Here is a 26,442-nt window from a genome sequence, read left to right on the forward strand (position 1 = left end):
ATGACAAAGCGTTCAAGGCGACTCCCGGTAAAGCATATTATTGGCTATGGAACATCTATTGTACTGACACTTGTTGCAGCATGGGCGGCACTCGGTTCAGAACTGCCGGTGAAGTGGATAGTCACAGCCATTCTCTTGCTCGCGGTGATTCAAGCAGCCATACAGTTATTCTTGTTCATGCACTTGACCGAACGGGGAGCCGGTCATACGCCATGGAACATGATGTTCCATGGAGCGGTCGTATTTGCGATCCTCGTAGCGGGCTCTCTGTTTACTATGTCATTCGGATTCATGCATGAGGAGAAAGGCAGCAGCGGGGATGGCCAAAAACCCCAAGAGCAGCTTCAACAGTTAGAGAATTAGTGATACACCTTAAAACCTCTCTCCGGCAATAGGAGAGAGGTTTTAAATGTGTGTTTTGTTTTGATAGTTGTTATTGTATGTCCTTGACGTATTAGCTTAATGGATGATGAATAACACCCAGCCAACGGCCGATAATAGAAGGCTGGCATAAAACATGATCCATGTGATGGAAAAAAAGGCAGGTGCCTGAATAAACATCACTCGAATAAAGTAAAACCACATGCCAACAAGCAATATCGACTGGATCACTGCTAGCAATATTCTCCTCACGTGTAGGAAAATAAACGGTGTGACCGTCCCGAGAATCATGAACATGACTGTGATACCCATTGATATCATCTCCGATTATCAGTATTAGCCGATTCTATACTTCTATTGTAACACACCATTCGGAATATTGGCACATAGCTATTGCAACAAAGACGAGAGAGGTGATCGCACATCGGCTTTTATCAAGTTAACTAAGAAATTTATTCGTTCTCTCCCATTTTATTTAAACCGAGGGGAAAAGGAAGTGATAAACGAGTATTAGGTGAGGGGGGCATCAGATATAAGTGTTATGCTTGATATCGAGTGGACAAAAGGTGAAATTCCCCAACCGTCTCCTGTATTTCTGCCGATAATATCGGTTCTACCAGCTCATCCCTTTGTTTTTCTCTAACTCTGTCCTATTCATATCCATCATAATGACCAGCAAACCAGCAATACCAAGATTATGAACTAATAGCACAAATTGATTGGTAATTTTGACATATTGTTGCCACTATCCTCCAGTGCTACTATATCCATAAGGGCTCATCCCCTGTTAACCCAAAGCATCTAACGCTTTTTATCCTTCCCGCATCCTAATAAGGATATTTTATGGTGTTTTAATTCTACTGGTATAAGGAGGAATATATATGAGTTTATCCCCTGATAAAAAGGTCATCACTACCAAAAATCCTCAGCAAATGAATATCATTCTTTCTCAGCTTAGAGAAACACAAGAAAATATACAGAAAGACAAAAGAGAATATTATGACGAGGAAACAGATAAGCAAAAGATCGAGCAATATTATAAGAATATCGAATTTGAAAACGCTGATGGCAACGAACTGATTCAGTCATTACAGCAATTTCTCCGGGATACCCACATGAGCGAGGTAAGTTACGACCCGAGCGAGTATCTTTACCCTTGGGTTGATCTACGTCCTGATGGTAATCTTACAAGCATTTACTCAGGTAGAAGAAGGAAAGCGGAAGAAGTGATCAAAGAGGACTATGCCATTTCCATAAGACGAAAAGAAGCCCTTCAAAAGATGACTGACGGCAATCAAAATCAGCTAGCTATTCAATGGGAACTGATAGAGAAAAATTTTAAATATAATTGTGAACATTCCGTCCCACAGTCCTGGTTTAATAAGCAAGAACCAATGCGAGGGGATCTCCATCATCTGTTTACATGTGAACCTGTTTGTAATTCTATAAGAAGCAATTATCCCTACTATGATTTTAAGGATTATGAACCAGAAAAATTGATGTCGAAGCGAGTAGAAGAGAAGTGTGGAAAGGCAAATGAGGGATTATTTGAACCTGAAAGTGGCAAAGGAACAGTGGCGAGAGCCATGTTGTATTTTTTAATCAGGTATCCTGACGAGATAGAATCATCTTATAAGGAAGGTATCGACATGGAATTATTATTAGATTGGCACCAGAAATTCCCCCCTGATCTTTATGAAAAACATCGCAACCAGGCTATCTATGAAATTCAAGGAAACCGGAACCCGTTCATCGATTTTCCAAAGGAAATGTTGAAATGCTTTTAATATATAATGCTCTACAGTAAATTGCCTCAAGGTGTTTATCGGCCCACGCTTTGAGATAATGTGGAATGTTGTTTCCATAACAACGTAATAACTGTAAGTTTGAATATATATAAAATAAAACCCTTGATTTTAAATTGGAATTATGTGACTATGAGTAGTAGAAAACTTTATAAGTGGTAACACTAGGGGTGCTAAAAAGCTGAGAGAGACATTTGTCTTAACCCTTGAACCTGCACTAGGTAATACTAGCGAAGGGAAGTGGTACATAAATAGATTGTTATACCTTATTTATATGGTGTTTTTTAACAATACATGAATTCAAAACCATTTCTTTCATTAGAAATGGTTTTTTATTTTATTTATCATTTTATTTTTTAAATATCAAAATTAAAAATATAGGAGTTGTTATGATGACTAGAACAGTATTAGTAACAGGCAGTAGTAGAGGTTTAGGAGCAACTATTGTAAAGACATTGGCACAACAAGGATTTCAAGTGGTTATCAATTACTATAAAAGCAAAGATGCTGCGGAGAAGCTTGTTTCTGAGATTGGTCAAGAGAACGCTGTTGCAATTCAGGCTGATGTAACAAATCGTAAGGAAGTAGATAAGTTGATAAAAGAAGCAACTGAATATTTTGGTCAAATAGATGTTGTAGTCAACAATGCATTAGTAGACTTCAAGTTTGATCCAAATAAACAGAAAGCCTTCACAGAACTCACTTGGGATGACTACCAAAAACAACTAGATGGCACTTTAAAAGCAGCATTTAATGTAGTTCAAAGCGTCATATCTCAATTTATTGAACGACAAAATGGAAGTATTATAAGTATAGGTACTAATTTATATCAAAATCCTGTTGTACCCTACCATGAATATACAACAGCTAAAGCTGGATTAATAGGTTTTACACGTAACATCGCTTCTGAATTAGGACTATATGGTATAAAAGCGAATGTAGTTTCAGGCGGGTTATTAAAAATGACTGACGCCAGTGCCGATACAACACCAGAAGTATTCGACTTAATTGCTCAATCAACGCCATTGAAGAAGGTGACCACACCCCAAGATGTAGCCAGTATGGTTGCTTATTTATCTTCGGAAAATGCGGACGGTATTACAGGGCAAAATTTCACAGTAGACGGCGGTTTGACAATGAACTAATAGTGTGGACACCATCAAGCTGCTTGGTTAATGCCTGACTCAAGCGTTGAACGTATTGGAGACATTTCCTATTACCAATCTTTAGCACAGTTAGCAGAAAAAGGTTACTTTGACGCAGTATTCTTTGCTGATAATCAGTCATTTCAAGGCAAAGATTCAAGTGATATGCCAGCGTTTTGGTTTGATCCAGTAATCAATTTAACTGCTATTTCACAAGTGACTGATTATGTGGGATTAGTTTCAACAATTTCAAGTACTTTTTCTAATCCTTTTACAGCTTCACGACAACTATTAAGTTTAGACCATATTACAAAAGGACGTGTTGGTTGGAATCTCGTTACGTCAATGACTGATTTTGAGGCGTTAAATCATGGTATGGAAGAACTACCGTCACATGATAAACGTTATGAGAAGGCAGATGAATTCGCTGCTTTAATGAATAAGTTATTTCTTTCATGGGACAGCAGTGAGTTTCTACATCATCGAGAAGAAGGAAAATTGATAAATCCTTCAAACATCCAGCCTTTTAATCACGAAGGTACCTACTTCAAAGTGTATGGTCCATCCACCACGCCAAAAAGCCCACAGGGCAAACCAGTATCAATGCAAGCAGGGGCATCTAAACAAGGCATTGCGCTAGCCGCAAAATATGCCGACGCAGTCTATTCAGTGTCGTGGAACTTAAAGCAAGCAAAAAAATTCCGTGAAAAATTAGAGGGACAAGTTAAACAAAGCGAAGACGGCAATAGACATATTAAAGTATTTCCAGGCTTAGTAACCTATGTAGGCCGTACTCATGAAGAAGCTTTAGCCAAAAAAGCAGCATTAGATGAGCAATTACCTCTTGAAACAGCTTTAAGACGATTGAGTTTCTTTATTCAACATGACTGTTCTAATTGGGAAATTGATAAAGAAGTACCCCAATTACCCCCAGTAGAAGAATTTACTGGTCCAGTTGGACGTTACGAAACGATACTAGAAATTATTAATGATACTCGACCTACAGTAAGAGAATTATTAGGATATCTAAGTGCAGGCGGTGGACATCACACGCTGATAGGTACACCCGATGAAATTGTGGATCAGATGGAAGTCTGGTTTGAAGCTGGAGTGGCTGACGGATTTAATCTTATGCCTCCTACATTACCCGGTAGTTTAGAAGACTTTGTTGAACTAGTTGTTCCTGAAATGCAAAAAAGAGGTATTTTCAGAAAGAATTACGAAGGGCACACCTTCCGTGAACATTTAGGATTAACCTAATAAATTAACTGTAAAATGACTGTACTGGTTTAAAAGGTAAGAAATGTATTAGTATCAAAACTTGGGAATATTCTCGTAAGGGTAATAATAATTGGACTTACTGATTCAGACAATGATTTATGTATTAGGGTAAAATAAATAACAAATAAAAAAATGGGAAATACATTGATGATTAGTTCTGCAATTGGGCGCAGTTGAGCAGTAAAGCCCAATTCGCCATTGGAGGGGCGTAATTGTTTATATCAGCATACATAATTTTTTAAAAACACTACTAAGCCTAATATGCCGGAAATTAAGCGAAGAGGCGATAGGCAGAAGTAGGTCAGATGAGTGCTACCGCCCTTTAAAATTCCAAAAAAATAATATTATATTAAAATACTGTCCAGTAAACTGGGCAGTATTTTGTTGTTCTATTTTCTATGATACTTGAGAGTAAATAAACTGGTAACTTTGACAAAAAAGACGAAGCCGAAGAATCATAAAATAGATAGATTCCATGAAGCTGAAAGAGCATGGAATTCTCATAAGATTTCAAGTTTATTTTTCTTCTAATCTATCCTTGACGAAAAGGCCTTGAAAAAAGTTGGAAAGATCGATTAGAAGCTGACATCCCTTAACCAGGAAGTATAAGTGCTTTCCTCTACTCTGAAGAATGGCTAATTCGGTATAAGAACCTTTTGAACACAGAAACAAGGGACACCACTGATGAAAATGTATCTGAACCGGTCATTGAAATCAACGAGCTTGAAGAAGTATATATCACAGTTGGCGAAGTTTAATGATTGTTCTTTTCAAGTATACCGCATCTAAGCGGTACACTTTCTTTCATAAATTTATGTTTGGTAATTTGATGGACGGTAAATGACCACTCTTCTGCTAAACTGTAAGTAATATGGAATCTTTGCTATAGTTATTTTGTACAGCAAGGCTTTCATGGGTGGTGGCTCACTCACTGACTTCCATGACGGAAGGGGGTGATGCCTCATGACGGTATTTGAATCGTTGGTTCTGATGATTTCCTTTGGGACATTGATGGTTACGATTCAATCGAGTCATAAAAAATAACCACCCCTTAAGCCTGGCAAGCGATTAGGGTGATTATTTCCAACTACTCTATAGTGAGCCGCCCCCTTGAAGGGCTGTTGTACATGACCGCTAGTGTGTCCGCACTAGCGGCCTCTTTTTATTTTGTGCAATGATTATATTCTTATTATACCCTATATTGGCTGGGAATGAAAACCTCATAGATGTTTGTATCTTTCCATAAACAAGAAGATGGTTCATTTGCATAAGAAAGAACCGTATTATTCTGATATCACCCCTGGGCGCATGGATTATTATGTTAAGATGACTGAAAATGTAAATCAATATACTTAAAATAACTGGCAGGATAATGAACCAAAACAATCTCTAATAATCACCCATCCAAAGTCATAAATACCAACAATAAGCGATTAACAATAACCCTCTTCAACAAAACTACTTCTTCCACAATGCGCTTTTCATTCGCCTGAGAGCCCGTCGCCTGCCTCTATGAGTGAAGGGCGATGGGCATTTGCATTCCTATTTGATATAGCCTGTAGTTATAACGGGTTATTAGTTATAACCGTTACGTTATAGCGGTTGGACTATGTTACGATGTACATATCAGGTAGACAAATATGAATATTCGAATAATGGGGTTAATTCTCAGCTGCCAGCAGAAATGAAAGGAGTGGTATGAGTACATGGATTTACTGACGGAACTGGAGAAAGGATTTCTAATTGGCGACGGTGCGATGGGAACATTACTTTACTCTTACGGTATCGATCAATGTTTTGAAGAATTGAACCTTACACATGAAGAACAAATTGCTCATATTCATACGGCTTATATTAATGCAGGTTCCAATCTCATTCAAACCAATACCTATGGGGCGAATTATGTGAAACTGGCGCGTTTTGGACTGGAAGATAAGGTAAAGGAGATTAACACAAAGGCTATCCAAATCGCCAAGCAAGCTGCATCCGAAAAAAATGTTTTTGTGTTAGGAACAATTGGTGGCATCCATGGAACAAGGTCTAATCAAGCATCAAAGGAAGAGATTAAAAGAAGTTTCCGGGAGCAATTATATTGTTTGCTTTTGGAAAATGTCGATGGGCTGATGTTAGAAACGTATTATGATTTAGAGGAATTGCGGACCGTTTTAAAAATAGCAAGGAACGAAACGGATATCCCGATTATTGCCAATGTTTCGATGCATGAGGCAGGGATTCTGCAAAACGGTGTTCCATTAGCCGATGCACTGAAAGAATTAGAAGATCTAGGAGCAAATGTGGTTGGGATCAATTGCCGGCTTGGTCCCTTTCATATGATTGAGTCCTTAAAAAACGTTCCATTGCCGAAAAATGCTTACCTTGCAGCATATCCCAATGCAAGCCTGCCTAGTTATCACGAGGGAAAATTAGTTTATGAAAATGAACCAGATTATTTCAGGGCATGTGCAAGAGAGTTTCGTGATGAAGGTGTCAGACTCCTAGGTGGATGTTGCGGTACGACACCGAAACATGTGGAAGCATTAGCAGAAGGTGTACGAGACTTAACCCCATTGAGGGAAAAAAAAGTTGTCCCGAAAGAAACACCAATAGAAATCAAGGAAACGCAGGGGAGAGAGGAAGCTTCTTTAAAAGATATTGCGAAAAAGAGGCATAGCATTATCGTTGAGCTGGATGCACCAAAACATTTGGATACAACGGAGTATATGAAAGGGGTCCACGAGTTAAAAGAGGCAGGTGTTGATGCAATCACACTGGCAGACAATTCGCTGGCGACCCCGCGAATATCCAATTCGGTAGTTGCCACAAAAATCTGGAGGGAATCGGGAGTCAAGCCACTCGTACACTTAACATGCCGGGACCGCAACTTAATTGGACTGCAATCGCACTTGATGGGGCTGGATACCGATGGAATTCATGAAATATTAGCGATTACAGGAGATCCAACCAAAATTGGCGATTTTCCAGGAGCAACATCGGTTTTTGATGTCACATCCTTTGACTTAATCAAAATGATAAAGAAACTGAATAAAGGAATTTCGTTTTCGGGAAAATCGCTGAAAAAAGCAACAAATTTCCATGTCGGTGCTGCCTTTAATCCGAATGTAGCAAGGATTGATGCAGCAGTTAAACGAATGGAAAAGAAAATAGATTGTGGTGCGGATTACTTTTTAACGCAACCAATCTATAGCCCGGAAAAAATCAAGGAATTATATGAAGCAACCAAGCATATTGAACAGCCGATATACATTGGAATCATGCCGCTTACATCGTCACGCAATGCCGAATTTCTTCACAATGAAGTGCCAGGCATTAAGCTGACGGATAATGTTCGGAAAAAGATGAAGGCAGTTGAAGGGGATAAAGAACACTCCGCTCAAATTGGACTCGAAATAGCTGAAGAATTAATTGATACCGCGATTGAGTACTTCCATGGAATTTATTTCGTGACACCATTTATGCGGTATAACATGACAGCACAGCTGGTTAAATATACACGGGATAAGGTCCATTTGGATGAGAGGTTAGTCGCTTCGGAAACTAGATAACATAGCTTTTATATAAAACTTCAGGAGGTAGAAAAATGAAAAATGTAATCAGTTCAAATTTAGGATATCCAAGAATTGGGGAGCAAAGAGAATGGAAAAGAGCATTGGAGGCTTTTTGGAAGAAGGAAATAACTGAAAAGGAATTAACCGAAAGAACTGATCAAATCCGTTTAAAAAATTTAAAGAAGCAAAAGGAAAATGGGATTGATCTGATCCCAGTTGGAGATTTCTCTCTATATGATCATGTACTGGATACTTCGGCAATGTTTGGTGTTATTCCAGAACGTTTTAACTATGAAGGAGGAAAAGTCGATCTCGATACGTATTTCGCCGTTGCTCGTGGGAATCAACATGCTGTTGCTTCAGAAATGACCAAATGGTTTAACACAAACTATCATTACATCGTTCCGGAATTACAGTCTGTTCAGCCAGAACTCACGGAAAATCGCCCATTAACCTATTACAAGGAAGCAAAAGAAAAGTTGAATATCGATGGGAAGCCGGTTATTGTGGGACCCATTACGTATTTAAAACTAGCAAAAGGATATGATGAAGGGGATTTTTCCAGCTTACTAGATAAATTTCTCCCGCTATATGTGCAAATTCTAAAAGAGTTAGAAGATGCGGGAGCAACTTGGGTCCAAATCGATGAGCCTATCTTTGGAACTAAATTGTCTGAAGAGGTATTAGCTCAGGCTAAAAAAGTATATGAGACATTTCTTCAAGCTGCACCAAATTTGAAAATTATTTTACAAACTTACTTTGAGCATATTGTAAATTATAAAGAGGTAACGTCTTTTCCAGTGGAAGCCATTGGGATGGACTTTATCCAAGGGGATTCATTAACGTTACTTAGAGAATATGGTTTTCCAAAAGATAAAACACTAGGTTGTGGGTTGATTAATGGGCGTAATGTATGGAAAGCAAATCTAGAAGAAAAGTTGAGTCTATTAAATGAAGTTCAAGATTATCTAGGGGAAAATCCAATTATTGTTCAGCCATCTACTTCCTTGTTGCATGTTCCGGTGACGAAAAAGTTGGAGGAACAACTTGATTCCGGAATTAAGGCTGGTTTAGCTTTTGCAGATGAAAAGCTGGAGGAAATTGCCGTTTTAACCAAAGGATTGCAACAAGGAAAAGCTAGCATTCAAAAACAATTGGAGGAAAACCGAGCAGATTTAAATCATTTTAACGAGAAAACAAATCGAAGAAATGAGCGTGTCCGTCAAGCGCTAAAAGAATTTGAATCGTCTGGAACTTCAGCGGTGGAACGCGGTTTGCCGTTTAGAGACCGAATCAAGGAGCAACAAGAAGGTCTACATTTGCCAATTCTTCCGACAACGACCATTGGAAGCTTACCACAAACTTTTGAGGAAAGAAGAACACGGACAAAATGGCGTAAAGGTGAAATATCAAACGAACAATATGACGCATTTATTAAAGGGAAAATTGAAAAATGGATTAAAATCCAGGAAGAATTAGGATTGGATGTACTGGTACATGGGGAATTTGAGCGCACGGACATGGTGGAATATTTCGGTGAAAAACTAAACGGATTTGGTGTAACAAAATTTGGCTGGGTGCAATCATATGGTTCCCGTTGTGTGAAACCGCCACTTATATTTGGTGATGTGTCCTTTGATAAGCCGATGACAGTCAAAGAGACGGTATATGCCCAGTCTTTAACCGATCAGCCAGTAAAGGGCATGCTGACAGGTCCAGTTACGATTTTAAATTGGTCATTTGTCAATGAGGATGTACCGCGTTACACCATCCAAAACCAAATTGCAGTTGCTTTAAGGGAAGAAGTGGAAACTTTAGAGAATGAAGGAATTCAAATCATCCAAGTTGATGAACCAGCTTTAAGAGAAGGTCTGCCACTTGATAAGAAGAAATGGAAAGCATATCTGGATGCCGCTGTATATGCCTTCCGTTTAACAACATCATCTGTTGATGATCATACACAAATCCATACACATATGTGTTACTCAGAGTTTCATCATATTTATGAAACGATTGATGGGCTAGATGCAGACGTGATTTCGATTGAAACATCCAGGAGTCATGGAGACATCATTTCCACTTTTGAAGAAAATACGTACGATAAAGAAATCGGTCTTGGTGTCTATGATATTCATAGCCCGCGGATTCCAGATAAAGAGGAAATGAAACAAAACATCCATCGAGCATTGAAGGTAATTTCACCAAAGCAGTTCTGGATCAACCCAGATTGCGGTTTGAAGACGAGGAATGAAGCGGAAACCATTGGTGCTTTGAGAGAAATGGTTAAAGCGGCAGAGGATGTTCGCCAGGAAGTATTGCAGAAGAAATAGACATCATTCTAAAGGGGAAAAGCCTGCACCCATTATAGTGCAGGCTTTTTCTGGTTTGCTCGGTTCGCAGGAAACCTGTATACAGGAGAGGCCAAGTTGTTTCCCTTGCTGAGTATAGATAAACTTTATTTAGAGCAAAAAAGAATAATGTCTGTATGAGGAAACAGTAAGAATGACCAGAGGGTTGCTCTTGAAGGTGATGAATTAGTTTGAATTCCTTAGTATACGTTCATAGTTGTCTAAGACCTTCGGCAGCAAGAAGTCTTGGCCTTTGACATATCATATTGAATAGCTCGTTCAAAATCCGCTGAAAAAGCGTATGACTCTATGGTAGAATAAGAGAATGTGTGTACAAAAAACAGACTGACTACCAGCATAGGAGTGGAACAGTTATGGATAAAAAAGATATTGCAAACATCCGAAAACAATTCAAAGTAGATAATGATTTATTAACCATACATGATATTTTTAACGTGTATATTATGAAAGAATCGAGCGAAATCTACCACCATCAAAGTATGCCGTTTGAATTCCTGGAACAGGAGCAGCAGGAATTGTTTTTGGAAAACTTTAAAAAAGTGCTCTCCGGCCAACTGGATGAGAAACTTTTTGAATTGAAGTTTCAGCGTGAAGTGGAACAGAATAGCCAGCTTATACTCCACCAGGGTCTGTTAAGCAATGATACAGAAGAATGGAAAGGGCAAATGCTCAAGCTGGTCGAGAAGATGCTTTTGAATAAACAATATGAAATGGATGTAGTCATTACCTTTATCCATGGGGAACACATGAAACCAACGAAGCGAAAAAGCGAGGAATCGGAAGAAAGTGGCCGCGACACCGTTTATTCGCATCCCTTCATCTTATGCAGCATGAATAAAACACAGGATCCTAAAAAAGAGCTGCTGTTTGACTATGTCGAAAGAGAATTTAAATATAATATTGTCGTGGACCCAATTATCAATCTGAAAGCACCGATGTCAGGATTCTTATTTCCATCAATCACGGATAATGCCTCAGACGTCAACCATGTGCTTTATTCGGCAGGAAAGAAAAATGAACCGGATTATCATTTTATTGAAGACGTTCTGAACGCGGAAGAAATCATGACTGCTGCCCAAGATAAATTGGTCTTCGAGGAAATTGTGAAGAACGTAGCGGGTGACCAAAAACTCAACACAACAACACTTGCGAATGTCTATGAAGAGATAAACCGGGTAGCGGAAGAAAATGAAGAAGATGATCGCCCAACTTTGGACGTTAAAGATGTGGAGAACGTTCTTTCAAGCAGTGGCATTGAAGATGTTAACACGGATAAGGTGTCGTCTGCTTTTAAGACAGTCGTTGACAACGAGAAGTATGAGTTTAAAGCCAACAACATTGTACCGAAGTATAACTCAAAATCAATAAAAATCGAAACGAAAATCGCAAATATTTCCATCAGCCCGCAAGATTTAAGCCACGTGCGCCATATCCTTTTAAATGGTAAACGTTTCTTAATGATGGAAGTGGAAGAAAATACTGTAATCGAAGGCTTTGAAATGATTCCGGAAGCTCTATTTCAAAAATCGCCGGAAGAAGGCGAATGAGGTGCGAAAGCAATTTACTGAACTCACCGCCGTCTATTCTAGTCACTTGACCCTGAATAGTTGTGTTAGCCTAAGCAAATAGGGCATAAAACTTCCACCACGCGAAGAACCGATGATGAACAGAAAAGTCGTGTTGGATATTTTAAAATGATATCTTTAGGATCTCTAATACGAGGAGCTGGTTCCAATTATATAAAAACCCCGGAGCGTTATAGCGTCCCGGGGATTGGTGTATATTTTTCTATTAGCGCTCTTGAATCATCACTAAAAGACAGGAAAATGTTCAATGGTCTAGTGCTAGAGGTGTTCACTAGAGTTGATATCCATATAGGAGGGAACGACCCATCCAATTTTGGCTCCTTCTATGTTGGGATCTAAATCTTTAAGGCACTTCATAGAGTGATTCAGGGTTATCCATGATAAAACATACATACGAAGAATGCATGCAGTCTAAAAAGGGAGGGCATCCCTTTAAAAATACTTATCTATGATTGTTCCGGTAGTAGGATCATATTTTCGGTGGGATCCTAATGGTTCCTGTTTTGCCGGATATTAGTCACTCCGTTTTTTTCGGCTGTCAGGAATCTGCCATAAGATAGGGTTAACATTAGTCATTGCCCATTCACTTTTAAGTCAATATTCCTTTACGAAATAATTCAGCAACTGCTTGTGTACGGTTTCTCGCTCCGAGCTTCCGTATTGCTGTTTTAACATATTGGTTGATAGTCAATTCGCTGATGTCTAAGTCGTCAGCCATTTCCTTGGTGCTATCACCATTAGCAATCATTTTCATTACTTCCATTTCCCGTCTGCTTAACAGATTCGAATGTTGTATACTCCTAGAATGATAAAGAGCTTTACCGAGGGTTTGTCCATAGAAGGTGAGAGAAGCAAGCATATTGGTGTCAATGCGATAATTATTTTTGAAGGTAGTGCTAATGATATAGCCAACGACAATATTGTTGGTACTGATGGGTACAACAAGTCCCGCTGTAGTAGTAAAAATGTACTTAGTACCCATTTGACTAAGGTACTCGTCTCCAGTGTAATATTTGGCTTGCCGCTCATAAATGGCTGTGTGGATTCCGGGAATCGAGCGGATATCATCACGGATAGAGCTGGCGCTGTAAAGCTGATTATCTTCAATAACAATTATTCCTTCAGCTAAATAGCCTAGAGACGAATACCTGAACAAATAACCATTGGTGACAGGAAATAAGCCTACATAGGATTTTAGTGCTTGCTGTAGCTGCCCCTCATGCGAGTTTATCTTCTCTAATTCCTGAACGCTTCCTAGAATGGTAGTAGCTGATGACATCTTAATACCTCCTATTTAGGGGATAGGCCTAATTAAATTGTGGGAATATACTAATTATAAACAATATTATAAAGTATTTACAAGGCATTCATTAAAACTAAGCCTATTGACATTGATTCCATGAAGGGGTGGTTTTTTGAAACATTTAGATGAAAGTGCAAAGGAATATTTGAAAGCGTTTACTCAAATGCCGGCATTTTATAAAATGGACCCACCAAGTGTAAGAGAAATGATGGCACAGGCCCCACCGGTGGAAGTGGAATTAGCGCCTGTAGCGAAAGTGGACGATCGGACAATACCGGTTGGCGATGGCGCAAGCATCAATGCCAGGGTGTATACCCCAGCTGGACAGGGACCATTTCCAATTCTAGTTTATTATCACGGAGGTGGCTGGGTGCTTGGCGATCTGGAAACTGCCGATGCGACTTGCCGGCTACTTGCTAATCATACAGAGCATGTTGTTATCAGTGTTGATTACCGACTATCACCGGAATATCCTTTTCCGACTCCATTAAATGATGCCTATGCCGCGTATCAATGGGTACGGAAAAATAGCAAGATCATAAATGGAATCAAGAACAATATCGTCGTTGGAGGCGATAGTGCTGGCGGAAATTTGGCAACAGCAGTGGCTCTGAAGGCGAAGGAGAACGGGGACACCGGGATAAAATCGCAACTGCTGATTTATCCGGTGACAGATTTAGGGTATGACACACCATCATATCAACAATTTAAAGAAGGATACGGGTTGGACCGGGAATTGATGATATGGTTTGGGAATCATTATATTCGTGGGGATGAAGATCGGGCAAACCCGTATGTAGCTCCATTGAAAGCATCGGAACTCTCAGAATTGCCGCCTGCCTTTGTGGCGACGGCCGAAAATGATGTCCTCAGAGATGAGGGCGAGGCGTATGCGAAAAGGCTGAAGGAGGCTGGGGTTGATGTGACGTATGTTTGTGAAAAAGGGTTGGTCCATGGTTATTTTACGAATATGGCCTTTTTTGCCGACCGGATTAAAAAGACGGTGGAACGTATTGATCAATTTTTGAAGGAAGGAGCAACTTTATGAAGGTTCAACCGGAATATAGCCTGGATTATGATGCTGTAGTGGTGGGGGCAGGCTTTTCGGGACTTTACATGTTGTATCTCTTGCGTGAGGCGGGTTATTCGGTGAAGGTGTACGAAGCAGCTAAGGATGTCGGCGGCGTCTGGTACTGGAATCGTTATCCAGGTGCCCGGTGCGATTCCGAGAGTATTTATTATAATTATACCTTTTCAAAAGAACTTTACGAGGAATGGAGTTGGTCATCACGGTTTGCGACACAGCCGGAGATTCTGGACTACCTGAATTTTGTGGCCGACAGGTTTGATTTGCGGCGTGATATCGAGTTTGGTACACGGGTTCGATCTGCCCATTTCAATGAGACTTATAACACCTGGGACATCACGCTTGATGATGGGGTAACCGTTCAATCTCAATTCTTTATTACAGGGGTGGGGTGTCTGTCTACAGCCAATCTGCCGCAGTTCCCAGGAATCGATCGCTTTAACGGAGATTGGTTTCATACCGGAAATTGGCCGCATGAAGGTGTCGACTTTCGAGGCAAACGGGTCGGTATTATTGGTACAGGCTCCAGTGGCATTCAATCGATCCCTGTGATAGCTAAGGAGGCCGAACACCTAACGGTTTTTCAGCGGACCCCTCAATACAGTATTCCGGCCAATAATCATCCTTATGATAAAACATTTAACGATCGGGTAAAAGGGGATTTTGAAAATCTACGCAAAACGATGCGGCATTCTAATTCAGGTTTGGCCATTCCACCAGGAGAGCGTTCCGCATTGGAGGACCCTCCACAAAAGAGGAAGGAGATTTTTGAAAAGGCCTGGGAAAAAGGCAGTCTATATCTGCTCAACACCTACAACGATTTTATGGTGAATGCCGAGGCCAATGAATCCGTATGCAGATTCATCCGGGATAAAATCGGTGAGATTGTCGAAGATCCAGAACTTGCTTAGAAGTTGAAGCCGACATACTATTTTGGAACGAAGCGGCCAGTTTTAGACACCGATTATTACGAGACTTATAACCGGGATAATGTCTCATTAATTGATGCCAAAGCACATCCAATTAAGGAAATCACGGAAAAAGGAATAAAGACTAGCGCTGAGGAATATGAACTAGATATTATCGTGTTTGCGACAGGCTATGATGCGATGACTGGTACCCTGTTAAAAATGGACATTCGAGGCCGGGATGGTATAAGTCTTTATGATAAGTGGTCAGGCGGATCTTCTGTTAAAACCTATCTTGGACTCGCAATAAATGGATTCCCTAATATGTTTACCATTACTGGTCCAGAGAGCCCCTCAGTTTTGACCAATATGCCGATATCCATCGAGCAGCATGTAGAATGGATTCATGATTTCATTGCTTATATGGATGAACACAGAATGGCTGTATCTGAAGCGGAAGCCGAAGCTGAGGACAATTGGAGCCAACATTGCCGCGAAGTAGCAGAGAAAACTCTTTTCGTCCAGACCGATTCCTGGTACACGGGCGCGAATGTGAACGGTAAGCCACGTGGCTTTCCAATTTACCTTGGAGGAGTTGGGCCATACCGCAAAATATGTGATGATGTTGCAGCTAATTCCTATAAAGGTTTCTCCTTAAACAGTCTTACCGGACAAAAGATATAATCTATGATAATAAAATTTGATAAATGAAGGCTCCTTAAATGACAGCGAATACAATAAGCGAATCAGACCATTTATGATTTAAGGGATGGCATCGGTACAAAGATCTTCGGAAAGCACATAAAGTAGGCATGGAATGCGGAGTGGCACTTCACGGGTAAACCCGTGAAGTGTATTTAAGTAATCAATTAATTCATAATCAAAGGGGGATTTTATGAAGGCATTAGTTATAGAGGACGTCAAGAAGGCCGTTGTTAAAGAAGTTCCGCCACCAGAAATTGATCAGGATGGTATTCTAATAAAAACAATGGCGAACGGTGTTTGTCGTAGTGACTGGCATGTATGGGTCGGTGATCACGGAATTATTCAGCCGATTATTGGTCATGAATTTGCTGGGATTGTAGAGGAAGTTGGCAGCAATGTAAAGAATTTTAAGCGAGGTGACCGTGTAATTGTTCCGTTTTCAGGCAGTGACGGAACTTGCCCGCATTGTATTGCTGGGAATACTCACTTGTGTGAATCCTTTCTCGTTCCGGGTACTGCTTATCAAGGTGGATATGGAGAATATGTAGGTGTTCCAAAGGGGGATCGTAACGCGATTCATCTTCCAGAAAGCTTGAACTATGCCGATGCCGCAGCACTCGGATGCCGTTTTATGACTGCCTATCATGGTATAGTCGATCGTGTAAATGTACTACCAGGTGAAAAAGTGGTAGTTTACGGGTGTGGTGGGATCGGGCTCTCTACGATTCAGATTGCTTCTTCCATGGGAGCATATGTAATAGGTGTTGATATAAATGAAGGAAATCTTGAGCTTGCAAAGAAACTGGGTGCTGACAGCGTTATTAATAGCAAGCATCTTAACCCAGTGGAAGCTGTTAAAGAACTGACAAAAGGCGGTGCTGATGTGTCCGTAGATGCTCTTGGGATCACAGAAACGTGTCTGAACGGTATCAATAGCTTGAGAAAAGGGGGACGCCATCTGCAGGTTGGGGTTACTACCAAAAAAGAGGGAGGTTTTATACCGATCCCCATTGATGAGATGGTTATAAGTGAAAAGTCATTTATAACAACACTTGGCATTCCGGCATTCCGTTTCCCATCCCTTTTGGAACAGGTGGCCACAGGAAAATTAGACCCAAGCAAAATGGTTTCAGGCCATATTAAACTTTCTGAGGTAGAAAGAATTTTTAAAGATATGAGTGATTTTAAAACGACCGGTACTTTTGTTGTAACAGATTATAGTTGATCCTCCATATTTTTACAAAAATAGAAGATTAAAGACAATCGGGAGTGTAAAGATTTTTGGGTTTTTATAGTGTCGTTATTCATCTAAGTTTCTTCCATTTATTTAGGTTTAGTGTTGACATACCTGATTTATCAGTAAAGTTAGAAAGGTTTTGCTAACATAAGGCAAATTAACGGAGGCTTTTCATGAGTGCAGCGCACTTTTTGGGAGGCTTCTTTTAATTTTTTATGTTACGTAAAGGACACATTGTTCACAAAGTAACAATTAAGTATTAATCAAGGTATACATAACTACATCAATATGGATTCACTACTTTTGCCATGTAAATGGTATTGGTATAGCGTAGCTGTTCTTAAATTTAAAGTAAAATTTGAAATATTATTTGGCCCAGAAGAAATTAACCCTGGGCTTTCCATGTAATTTTTATGTGAAAACTATACCATATCTTTCATGTAGTCCTAGGTCATACTTTATCACCTGTTTCGGATACTATGCTGGTGAAAGGCAATACTAAAAAGCATAGTAAACGAAGAGAGGTGTTAAGATGTCGGAAGCAACCACTCAAGAGGGACAATTTATTCACAGATCAAACATTTGGCAGATCGGCTTTTTCTCACTTAATAATGCAGCAACAAACCTATATTTCTTTTTACTTGGATTAGTTTCCTATTATGCAACTGGTGTTGCTGGACTAGCGGTTGTGGTTGTAAGTACAATTCTAACTGCCTTACGGGTTTTTGATGGTATCACAGATCCGATTATAGGATATATTGTTGATCGTACGAATACAAGGTTTGGGAAATTTAGACCTTTTATGGTGTTAGGGAATATTATCCTTGCTATTTCAACTATCATTATGTTTATGGTAACCCATCACTTGCCTGAAGGATTACGTATGGTGTTTTTTATTTGCATGTATGCAATCCATATTATCGGTTATACCTTTCAAGCAGTTTGTACAAGAGCTGCTCAAACAGTATTGACCAATGATCCCAAACAACGTCCGCTTTTTTCAGCCTTTGATGCAACGTTTACAACCATTATTTTTGTTGGTGGGCAGGTCGTTCTTGCGTCTTATCTAGTTCCGAAATACGGAGGGGAATTTTCAGAAGCTTTATTTACTGAGTTAGTAACGTATGGGGTAGTAACTGGAGCAATATTTACAATTTTTGCTGTAATTGGCATATGGAATAAAGATCGTCTCGAATTCTTTGGTTTTGCCGAAAAATCAGTGAAGACAAAGTTCAGCGAATATTGGCCTGTAATTAAAAGAAATCGACCTCTCCAAATGCTCGTAATTGCAGCCTCCACGGACAAGCTTGCTAATAGTATCCTAAGGCAGCCTGCTGTTCCAGTTATGTTTTTTGGCATCCTAATAGGGAATTATGCATTAAGCGGAACAATCCAAATGATCACCATCCTTCCTACTTTGCTGATTACATACATTGGAATTGGGATAGCTAGGAAATCAGGTATGAAAAGGATTTTTGTGTATGGGACTTGGGCAGCGCTTCTTTGTTTCGCTGGTGTCCTGGGATTGTTGATGATTATAGATCCGGAAACAATTTCTCTTACCGATATGGGGCTGAGTACATTTCTATTTCTTGCATTATATGGTCTAGGAATGGGGTTTGCTGGATTAACGGGGAATATGATCATCCCTATGATTGCTGATACTTCGGATTACGAAACCCATATTACAGGCAGGTATATACCGGGAATGATTAGTACCATCTTTTCTTTTGTTGATAAGTTAGTTTCTTCCTTAGCAACGACCATTGTTGGGTTTTTATTAGCATCTATTGGATTTAAAGAAGTTTTCCCGCAGGTAGGTGAGGAGTTGACATCCTCACTGCTAATCATGACGTTGGCTTTCCAATTTGGCTTCCCTATATTCGGATGGGTAGCGTCACTGCTAGCGATGAAATTTTACGAGTTGAATGGCAGGAGAATGCATGAGATACAAGAAGAAATTTCAGATGTTAAGAAACTACTTGTGTCCAAGAATCAGATTACACTTCCAGATCCTGAATAATGTCGTAAAAATAATCTTTTCTTCATATAGGGTAGAGTGCCAAAATAATCAGTGAGGCTGGGACGTTATCATCCCGGCCTTTTGCTTTATCCAACTCTTCCTAAGCGTTCTTATCCAAATCTTGGGTTCAGGAGCTCAGGAAACTTCTGACATTTTTCCTAATTTTGATGGAAACATCTAGATTTAGGTTAGTTTACTTCTTTTTCGGGGTAGGAATAAGAAGAATTTAAAACTTTAAGAATGGTGATCATATGGGGCTCTTTTACTATATCAAGAAATATTTTAAAATGTCGAGACGTCAGCGGAAGAGTGAATTAAAATCAACGCTTTGGTTTATGCCTCTTTGGTATATAGTTGGAGCGATTGGTCTATCCGCTTTAACCTTTTACCTTGATTATGTGGTTGATGTCAGTTTATACCTGCCAGCCGCAATCGGTTTCAGCGGACAGACCCTTCAAGTGCTTTTGAGTGCACTGGTAGGAGGGGTGCTCACCTTGAGCGCTTTTACAATTAATTCCCTGCTCGTCGCCCTGACGACGTTCAGCGGGCAGTTCTCTTCCAAAATGCTTGTAAACTTTGTCAGTGATCGAGCGACACAACACGTTCTCGGTATTTTTAATGGGAGCTTTATATATGTGCTGTTAAACTTCTTATACGTTACACATGAAGAAGAAGAGTATATTTTTGCGACACCGATCTTATCAATCCTGACAGCTATTACAGCTGCTGTGACTTTTATTTATTTTATCAACCATACAACCACTTGGATGCAGGTTCATAATATTAGCTTTAATATGAATGCAAAGTCGAAACAGGTGCAAGCTTCTCTCGAAAAAGAATTGAGGCCTTACGTCCGTGAGGGAGAGGTGAATAGGGAGTCCCTCCCCCTTGAGTCTGATGGAGAAGTTATAAAGGCCAGACAATCAGGTTATCTTCAAGTCGCTGATTTTTCCAGACTGATTAAGCAGGCGAAAAGAGACGACAGCCTCCTAAGGTTCGAGGTACGTATCGGAGAATTTGTAGTAGAAGGAACACCGTTGCTGACTTATTGGGAATATGGAGAAACCATTAATCCTGAGCGGTATTACAGGTCCATTGAGATTGGGATTAAACAAACAGAAATTCAAGATCTGGAGTATGGATTGATAAAGCTTGCCGAAGTAGCCATCAAGGCTTTCGGTCATAACGACCCTCTTACGGTTACAAATACGATTCATCAAATTGCTGATTTGCTCAAAAAGATCGGCCAGTCTACGAACTTCTCTCCCTACCTTTTTGACCAGGAGCAGAAGCTTCGTGTCATCTTAAACCAAAAGGATTTTCAATATTATCTTCATAAGGGATTCGCATCCATTCGTGAGTATGCTAACCAAAACTCAATAGTTATAACGGAGCTTATAACGATGGTGTCTCTGCTGAGTAAAACGATGGATAGGGAGGTACATCAAGATTTATGGGAATTTGCCCGCCAGACCATTTTTGGATTTGATAACTATAGCCTATATGAAAATGACTGCTTGTATATTTTAGAGCAATTATCCGAGCTTGCTAAAAACACAGACAACCAGAAGGATTATCTTTTCCTGCTTGAATATATGCTGCAGCGGGTCAATTCGAAGAGTGCTTACAAGGTTCATTCTGCTCCTTAACCAACTGAAGGTCAATGAAGAGTTTAGAATGTTAGAGTTACCAACTTAACATGAAGTAAAACGCACATAAAAAGAAACTTTCAAATTAAGAACTATTTATCCCGACGGGGCGTTTCTGGTACATGCAGGAACGCTTTTTCACTGTCTGGTGTGTTATTTGAACAGAGGAAAGCTTTTGGCGTTAGGGATGTATAGATCTGTAAATATCAACATATGTATTAGGGTTGCCATTCAAAAGAAGGGAGGATTCATATATGTTTACACAGTTTAAGTACTGGGAGCCTTATGTCAGCCCGTTTGATCCATGCAAACCAATGCGAGTAAAAAGTTATTCCACACCTCCACAACTCTATATGGGATTTCAGCCCCAGGGACTAGAACAATATAAAACCGCGAAAGAAGCATTATACTGTGGAACACTTTGGCCACAACTTTTTAGTCCTTATCCTGATCCTAATCCACACTTACGGGGTGAGAAAAATGAGTAAGCAAATGCCTCCTGAATATTACCGACTCCTAGAGGAAATTCAGGCAAATGACTTCGTTGTACTTGAATTAAATTTGTATCTGGATACCCATCCGAATGATTATAAGGCTATTGAACAATTTAATAACCTTTCAAAGAAAAGCATGGAGTTAAAAATTCATTTTGAAAAACGTTTTGGACCGCTTATGCACTTCGGGAAAAGCTTTTCCAATTATCCCTGGAATTGGGATGATTCTCCGTGGCCTTGGCAAGTGTAAACATTTGGTTTAGAGATTTACTAATGGGAGGAGATAAGTAATGTGGTATTATGAAAAAAAGCTCCAGTATCCTGTAAAAGTCAGCGAGTGTAATCCTAGACTGGCCAAATATTTAATAGAACAGTATGGCGGGGCTGACGGGGAATTAGCAGCTGCACTCAGGTACTTAAATCAACGCTACACGATTCCGGATAAAGTGATTGGTCTGTTAAACGATATCGGAACGGAAGAATTTGCTCATCTAGAGATGATTGCTACCATGGTTTACAAGCTAACTAAAGATGCGACACCCGAACAATTAAAAGAAGCAGGGATTGGAGAACATTATGTAAACCACGATAAGGCACTTTTTTATCATAATGCAGCCGGAGCTCCCTTTACAGCAACTTATATCCAAGCTAAAGGGGACCCTATTGCCGATTTGTATGAAGATATTGCTGCAGAGGAAAAAGCGCGGGCGACATACCAGTGGATTATTGATATGTCCGATGACCCGGACTTGAATGACAGTTTGAAGTTCCTCCGGGAAAGAGAAGTCGTACACTCCCAGCGTTTTAGAGAAGCGGTCGAGATACTGAAAGCAGACAGAGATACAAAGAAGGTTTTTTAAAGTATAGGATTTCCCCAAAATCAAACGCTTAGCTTTGTCTGAAATGATATCATAGTTTCAAATACTGCCTCAGTTGAGATCGTTGTAATAAATGGATATATAGATAGTCTGCTAAGTTGATATGCTCTCTTTGTATGGAAAGTTTAAGAGACGAACTAAAGTGTGAAGGAGGCTCTCCCTTTTCAAGATAAGAGGGGTCTGTACAGGAAGATAGAAGAGGGAGAACCTTCCATAAATTGTATGCTTCATTTTTATATATGAATCTATCCCTTATCAAACATAATGGGCCCGATTATAGCTAAGCTCATAATCGGGCCTATTTACAACTATCATTTTTTTTAAGCTATCTTTTTGCATGCTTCTGCGCATTTAAAGCAAGCATCCGCACACCTCTGGCAATGTTCATGGTCATGTTTCTTGCATTCATTGCCACAATCTTCACAGATTTTCGCACAAACAGACGCCAGTTCGGAAACATATCGGGAATTACGGGAAATAGCTTGTTCAAGGTAGCTGCAGATGTCGGCGCATTCACGGTCCAATCGAATGCACTCAGCCATCATTTTTACATCTTCTTCTTGCAGACAGGCATCAAAGCAGTGGTTACACTCTTCCATGCACTCATGTAAGGTTTGTAGTAATTCCTGGTTTTGTTCATGTGACATTTATATTACCTCCTATCTTCTAATTACATAGAAAGTTTTCCCGGTGCTAGTCCTCGTAAACAGGTATTGAAAAATTCCATAAAAATTGCATGAATATTTAACATTCCATTAAAAGGAAGAATAGCTTTCTAATTATGTAATTGTGTCATAGGGGTTGATTAAGGCTAACATGACCTTGACATGAGTAAGCATCATGTTAACAAGCATATATAGAAGTGCCACCGCTCAACTTCTTAATAAATCAGCACTATTCGGTTTACAACCCATCCACTGTCCACCAAAAATGGATTGCAAATGAAGCTAAAAATACAGCTAAAAGTATGTCAAATAGAAACTACGTATCGGCCTTGATGATGAATAACCAAAACGCAAGGAATGTTCATGTAGAAATGGCTCTGCAACAGTTAGCTATACAGGAAAGACTTGAAGGATTTATTAGCAGAAAAGGTTGGGGATTCTTTCCAAAAGCAACGCAGGAGGAACAGCTTCAAACATATCAACAATTTCAACCTTATTTATAACACCCTCATGTGCTTCCAAGTGTTCGGCCATAAGGCCAAGGTCTACCGACGGCAACATTGCCATATGATCACCTTTCTCCTTGAAATAAACTTCCCTTACAAAATATGATACTGAACCAGTCCTTGTAAAATTCGTCTATCTACATAATTTCTTGACAATTTTTTAATAAAATAATAGGTGTATCATGAAAAGAGTGAGGGAAAAGTTGAAAAATAAAAGTACACTTAGTTCGGCAATAATAGTCTAAATGCAGTAATAGACCCTGAAAGGAGAATGTAATTTGGCAAAAGATCATGAACAACATACCAATCACAAACATCCTCATGACCATCACAATGAACATCCCTCACAGACCGTCAACCAGAATAACGGGCATGACAACCATACAAGTACACATGAAGTTCACAATCAAAAGGAACATGCTCATTCCCACAATCATGAAGGACATCATGGGGGACATGACCAACATAGTCATGGGGGTCACCATGGCCACGGGGATATGATTGCCGATTTTAAGAAACGTTTTTATACCTCTCTTATATTAACCATTCCAATATTGGCTCTGTCTCCTATGATTCAAATGTTCCTCGGAGTGGACTGGGGATTCCCCGGTGATCTCTATATCTTATTTGCTTTATCTACGGTTGTCTTTTTCTATGGAGGGTGGCCTTTTCTTACTGGAGCCGCCAGTGAGTTAAGGGAAAAGAACCCGGGAATGATGACACTGATTGGACTGGCCATTACCATTGCGTATGGCTACAGTACAATAGTAGTATTCGGATGGGAAGGAGATCAGCTTTTCTGGGAATTGGCAACCCTTGTCGACATCATGCTGCTCGGGCACTGGATTGAAATGCGATCCATTATGGGGGCTTCCAATGCATTGGAACAATTGGTCAAACTGATGCCCAATGAAGCTCATCGATTGAATGAAAAAGATGAGGTAGAAGACGTTCCTGTTTCTGAATTAAAAAGTAAGGATCATGTTTTGATCAAGCCTGGGGAAAAGATACCGGTGGATGGAACAATAGTGGATGGGAACTCTGCGATTGATGAAGCGATGCTGACTGGAGAATCGGTTCCTGTCGAAAAGTCCACTGGAGATGAGGTCATTGGTGGTTCTATTAATAAAGAAGGTTCCTTAACCGTTCAAGTGGAAAAAACGGGTGAAGAATCCTACTTATCTAAGGTAATTACAATGGTAAAAGAGGCACAGGAGTCCAAATCGAAAACCCAGGATTTAACGAACCGGGCGGCCAAGTGGCTGTTTTATCTTGCCCTAGTGGCAGGCTTCCTCACGTTGTTCATTTGGTTGCTGCTAGGGTATTCCTTTGATGCTGCCCTTCAGCGTATGGTGACAGTAATGGTTATTACCTGTCCGCATGCCCTTGGGTTGGCAGCTCCGCTTGTAGTCGCAGTATCCACGGCCATTTCAGCGAAAAACGGCCTCTTGATCCGTAATCGAGGAAACTTTGAAGAAGCCAGGAATCTAAACGCCGTTGTTTTCGATAAAACCGGCACCCTAACCAAGGGAGAATTTGGGGTAACGGATGTTGTTCCCAGAGAAGGCTACTCGGAAGAGGATGTCGTATATTATGCCGCAAGTCTAGAACAGCAATCAGAACATCCAATTGCAGCCGGTATTGTAAACGAGGCAAAAGAAAAAGTGATTCATTTAGGTAAAATAGAGGAATTTCAGTCGATTACTGGTAAAGGGATTGAAGGAAAAGTCGATGGGAACAAGATTAACGCCGTCAGTCCTGGCTATGTAAAAAGCCAGAACCTAGTATATGATAAAGATCTCTTTAATCAGATGTCAGAAGAAGGAAAAACAGTTATATTCGTATTAATGAACGATACGTTAATCGGTATGATCGCCCTTGCAGATATGGTTCGGGATACAGCGAAGGAAGCTGTGGCAAGATTACGGGATAAAGGTATACGCTCCATTATGCTTACAGGCGATAATAAAAAAGTGGCTAATTGGGTAGCAAAGCAATTGGGTATTGATGAAGTGTACGCGGAGGTATTGCCGGATGACAAAGCCAATCAAGTAAAGAAAATCCAAGGAAAAGGCTGCAAGGTTGCCATGACAGGCGACGGTATCAATGACGCTCCGGCTCTTGCGACAGCTGATTTAGGCATCGCAATCGGGGCGGGAACGGATGTGGCAATGGAAACGGCAGATGTCGTTTTGGTAAAGAGCAATCCAAACGACGTAGTAGGACTCATGGATTTATCGAGGAAGACCTACCGAAAGATGGTACAAAACCTGTGGTGGGCCACGGGCTATAACATTGTGGCAATTCCGCTTGCGGCGGGTATTCTGGCACCAATCGGGATTGTATTAAGTCCAGCGGTCGGAGCCGTGTTAATGAGTTTAAGTACGGTAATTGTAGCTATTAATGCCCAGTTGTTAAAGGCATAAGTAATTGACAAGGAAGGAATGGAACGAAGGAAAAGTGAAACATGACTGGCTTAATATTGAGAAGGGAAAAGCCAAAATAATTCATAAGAAAAAGCTGTCCTCATATGACAGCTTCATATGTCTTTACTTCTTTAATTTTTATTCATCCCTGTAAAACTAGTGCTAGGTTCAGCGCCGATGGTCCTATGCATTGAGTGGTACATTTCTTTTATCTACTCTCTGGACCAATCAGGATGAACTTGTTCCATTGCTTTTTTCATTTGTCCATAATTTAACAGGTATTAACAGGCCTGTTTTTACCATGAATCTTGAAACACGAATAATTGAAAACGTGCATAGGAGACCATCATATTACGATTGTCCTCGGATTCACAAAAATTATCAACAAATTATAAAAATAAAGAGAAGGGGACAGGAAGACTTTGATT

At 40.0% G+C, this 26,442-nt stretch carries 21 protein-coding genes, 1 pseudogene and 1 riboswitch; of the genes and pseudogenes, 18 read left to right on the forward strand and 4 right to left on the reverse strand.

What is annotated here, in order from left to right:
- Positions 1 to 363, forward strand: coding sequence for a cytochrome C oxidase subunit IV family protein (locus ACFODW_RS00515; protein WP_390301290.1), 363 nt, complete (start codon positions 1 to 3; stop codon positions 361 to 363).
- Positions 364 to 459: 96 nt separating this feature from the next.
- On the opposite strand, the gene ACFODW_RS00520 is transcribed toward ACFODW_RS00515, so the two are convergent.
- Positions 460 to 693, reverse strand: coding sequence for a hypothetical protein (locus tag ACFODW_RS00520; RefSeq protein WP_390301294.1), 234 nt, complete (start codon positions 691 to 693; stop codon positions 460 to 462).
- A 569-nt stretch (positions 694 to 1,262) separates the two neighbouring features.
- On the opposite strand from ACFODW_RS00520, the gene ACFODW_RS00525 reads away from it, so the two are divergent.
- The 7 genes and pseudogenes from ACFODW_RS00525 to ACFODW_RS00555 all read left to right on the forward strand — a co-directional run bounded on the left by ACFODW_RS00525 (position 1,263) and on the right by ACFODW_RS00555 (position 12,094).
- Positions 1,263 to 2,168, forward strand: a complete 906-nt coding sequence (locus ACFODW_RS00525; protein ID WP_390301297.1) for an endonuclease — start codon at positions 1,263 to 1,265, stop codon at positions 2,166 to 2,168.
- Between the two features lie 174 nt (positions 2,169 to 2,342).
- A riboswitch (TPP riboswitch) is annotated at positions 2,343 to 2,442 on the forward strand.
- Positions 2,443 to 2,578: 136 nt separating this feature from the next.
- Positions 2,579 to 3,331: a 3-oxoacyl-ACP reductase gene (locus tag ACFODW_RS00530; RefSeq protein ID WP_390301300.1), complete on the forward strand. Its 753-nt coding sequence runs from the start codon at positions 2,579 to 2,581 to the stop codon at positions 3,329 to 3,331.
- Positions 3,332 to 3,334: 3 nt separating this feature from the next.
- A pseudogene (locus tag ACFODW_RS00535) lies at positions 3,335 to 4,591 on the forward strand (LLM class flavin-dependent oxidoreductase); the annotation flags it as partial.
- Between the two features lie 1,011 nt (positions 4,592 to 5,602).
- Positions 5,603 to 5,656, forward strand: a complete 54-nt coding sequence (locus tag ACFODW_RS00540; protein WP_390301545.1) for a hypothetical protein — start codon at positions 5,603 to 5,605, stop codon at positions 5,654 to 5,656.
- A 662-nt stretch (positions 5,657 to 6,318) separates the two neighbouring features.
- A complete protein-coding gene (locus ACFODW_RS00545; protein WP_390301303.1) occupies positions 6,319 to 8,175 on the forward strand; it encodes a bifunctional homocysteine S-methyltransferase/methylenetetrahydrofolate reductase in 1,857 nt (618 codons plus the stop codon).
- A 35-nt stretch (positions 8,176 to 8,210) separates the two neighbouring features.
- Positions 8,211 to 10,508, forward strand: coding sequence for a 5-methyltetrahydropteroyltriglutamate--homocysteine S-methyltransferase (gene metE / locus ACFODW_RS00550; protein WP_390301306.1), 2,298 nt, complete (start codon positions 8,211 to 8,213; stop codon positions 10,506 to 10,508).
- Positions 10,509 to 10,900: 392 nt separating this feature from the next.
- Positions 10,901 to 12,094, forward strand: a complete 1,194-nt coding sequence (locus ACFODW_RS00555) for a DUF4317 domain-containing protein (RefSeq protein ID WP_390301310.1) — start codon at positions 10,901 to 10,903, stop codon at positions 12,092 to 12,094.
- 628 nt (positions 12,095 to 12,722) lie between these two features.
- Here the strand turns inward: ACFODW_RS00555 and ACFODW_RS00560 are convergent.
- Positions 12,723 to 13,412 (reverse strand): response regulator transcription factor, encoded by a 690-nt coding sequence (locus ACFODW_RS00560; RefSeq protein ID WP_390301313.1) that lies wholly within the window; start codon positions 13,410 to 13,412, stop codon positions 12,723 to 12,725.
- 136 nt (positions 13,413 to 13,548) lie between these two features.
- Here ACFODW_RS00560 and ACFODW_RS00565 point away from each other — a divergent pair, with 136 nt between their 5' ends.
- From ACFODW_RS00565 to ACFODW_RS00605, 9 genes are all read left to right on the forward strand, one after another.
- On the forward strand, positions 13,549 to 14,484 hold the full coding sequence (locus ACFODW_RS00565) for an alpha/beta hydrolase (RefSeq protein WP_390301316.1): 936 nt from the start codon (positions 13,549 to 13,551) through the stop codon (positions 14,482 to 14,484).
- Positions 14,481 to 15,434, forward strand: coding sequence for a flavin-containing monooxygenase (locus tag ACFODW_RS00570; protein WP_390301319.1), 954 nt, complete (start codon positions 14,481 to 14,483; stop codon positions 15,432 to 15,434). Before ACFODW_RS00565 ends, ACFODW_RS00570 begins: the two co-directional genes overlap by 4 nt.
- Before the next feature lie 3 nt (positions 15,435 to 15,437).
- A complete protein-coding gene (locus tag ACFODW_RS00575) occupies positions 15,438 to 16,115 on the forward strand; it encodes a hypothetical protein (RefSeq protein WP_390301322.1) in 678 nt (225 codons plus the stop codon).
- A 211-nt stretch (positions 16,116 to 16,326) separates the two neighbouring features.
- Positions 16,327 to 17,361, forward strand: a complete 1,035-nt coding sequence (locus ACFODW_RS00580; protein ID WP_390301325.1) for a zinc-binding dehydrogenase — start codon at positions 16,327 to 16,329, stop codon at positions 17,359 to 17,361.
- A 544-nt stretch (positions 17,362 to 17,905) separates the two neighbouring features.
- On the forward strand, positions 17,906 to 19,396 hold the full coding sequence (locus tag ACFODW_RS00585; RefSeq protein ID WP_390301328.1) for an MFS transporter: 1,491 nt from the start codon (positions 17,906 to 17,908) through the stop codon (positions 19,394 to 19,396).
- Between the two features lie 287 nt (positions 19,397 to 19,683).
- The gene (locus tag ACFODW_RS00590) at positions 19,684 to 21,045 is read left to right on the forward strand and encodes a DUF2254 domain-containing protein (RefSeq protein ID WP_390301331.1); all 1,362 of its coding nucleotides are present in this window, start codon (positions 19,684 to 19,686) and stop codon (positions 21,043 to 21,045) included.
- A gap of 254 nt (positions 21,046 to 21,299) precedes the next feature.
- Positions 21,300 to 21,533 carry a spore coat associated protein CotJA gene (locus tag ACFODW_RS00595; protein ID WP_390301334.1) on the forward strand — a complete coding sequence of 78 codons (234 nt, stop codon included), beginning with the start codon at positions 21,300 to 21,302 and terminating at the stop codon, positions 21,531 to 21,533.
- On the forward strand, positions 21,526 to 21,789 hold the full coding sequence (locus ACFODW_RS00600) for a spore coat protein CotJB (protein WP_390301337.1): 264 nt from the start codon (positions 21,526 to 21,528) through the stop codon (positions 21,787 to 21,789). Before ACFODW_RS00595 ends, ACFODW_RS00600 begins: the two co-directional genes overlap by 8 nt.
- Positions 21,790 to 21,829: 40 nt before the next feature.
- The gene (locus ACFODW_RS00605) at positions 21,830 to 22,399 is read left to right on the forward strand and encodes a manganese catalase family protein (RefSeq protein WP_390301340.1); all 570 of its coding nucleotides are present in this window, start codon (positions 21,830 to 21,832) and stop codon (positions 22,397 to 22,399) included.
- Between the two features lie 338 nt (positions 22,400 to 22,737).
- Here ACFODW_RS00605 and ACFODW_RS00610 read toward each other — a convergent pair whose 3' ends face one another.
- Together ACFODW_RS00610 and ACFODW_RS00615 are read right to left on the reverse strand one after the other, a co-directional pair.
- Complete coding sequence (locus ACFODW_RS00610) at positions 22,738 to 23,064, reverse strand: four-helix bundle copper-binding protein (RefSeq protein WP_390301343.1); 327 nt, start codon at positions 23,062 to 23,064, stop codon at positions 22,738 to 22,740.
- Between the two features lie 435 nt (positions 23,065 to 23,499).
- Entirely contained in the window at positions 23,500 to 23,649 is a 150-nt protein-coding gene (locus ACFODW_RS00615; RefSeq protein WP_390301346.1) for a hypothetical protein, read from the reverse strand.
- Positions 23,650 to 24,157: 508 nt separating this feature from the next.
- Here ACFODW_RS00615 and ACFODW_RS00620 point away from each other — a divergent pair.
- The gene (locus ACFODW_RS00620) at positions 24,158 to 26,014 is read left to right on the forward strand and encodes a heavy metal translocating P-type ATPase (protein WP_390301548.1); all 1,857 of its coding nucleotides are present in this window, start codon (positions 24,158 to 24,160) and stop codon (positions 26,012 to 26,014) included.
- Positions 26,015 to 26,442 lie beyond the last annotated feature (428 nt).

The sequence above is a fragment of the Virgibacillus sediminis genome (assembly GCF_042643265.1).
In the GTDB taxonomy this organism is placed as follows: Bacteria; Bacillota; Bacilli; order Bacillales; family Amphibacillaceae; genus Virgibacillus_O; species Virgibacillus_O sediminis.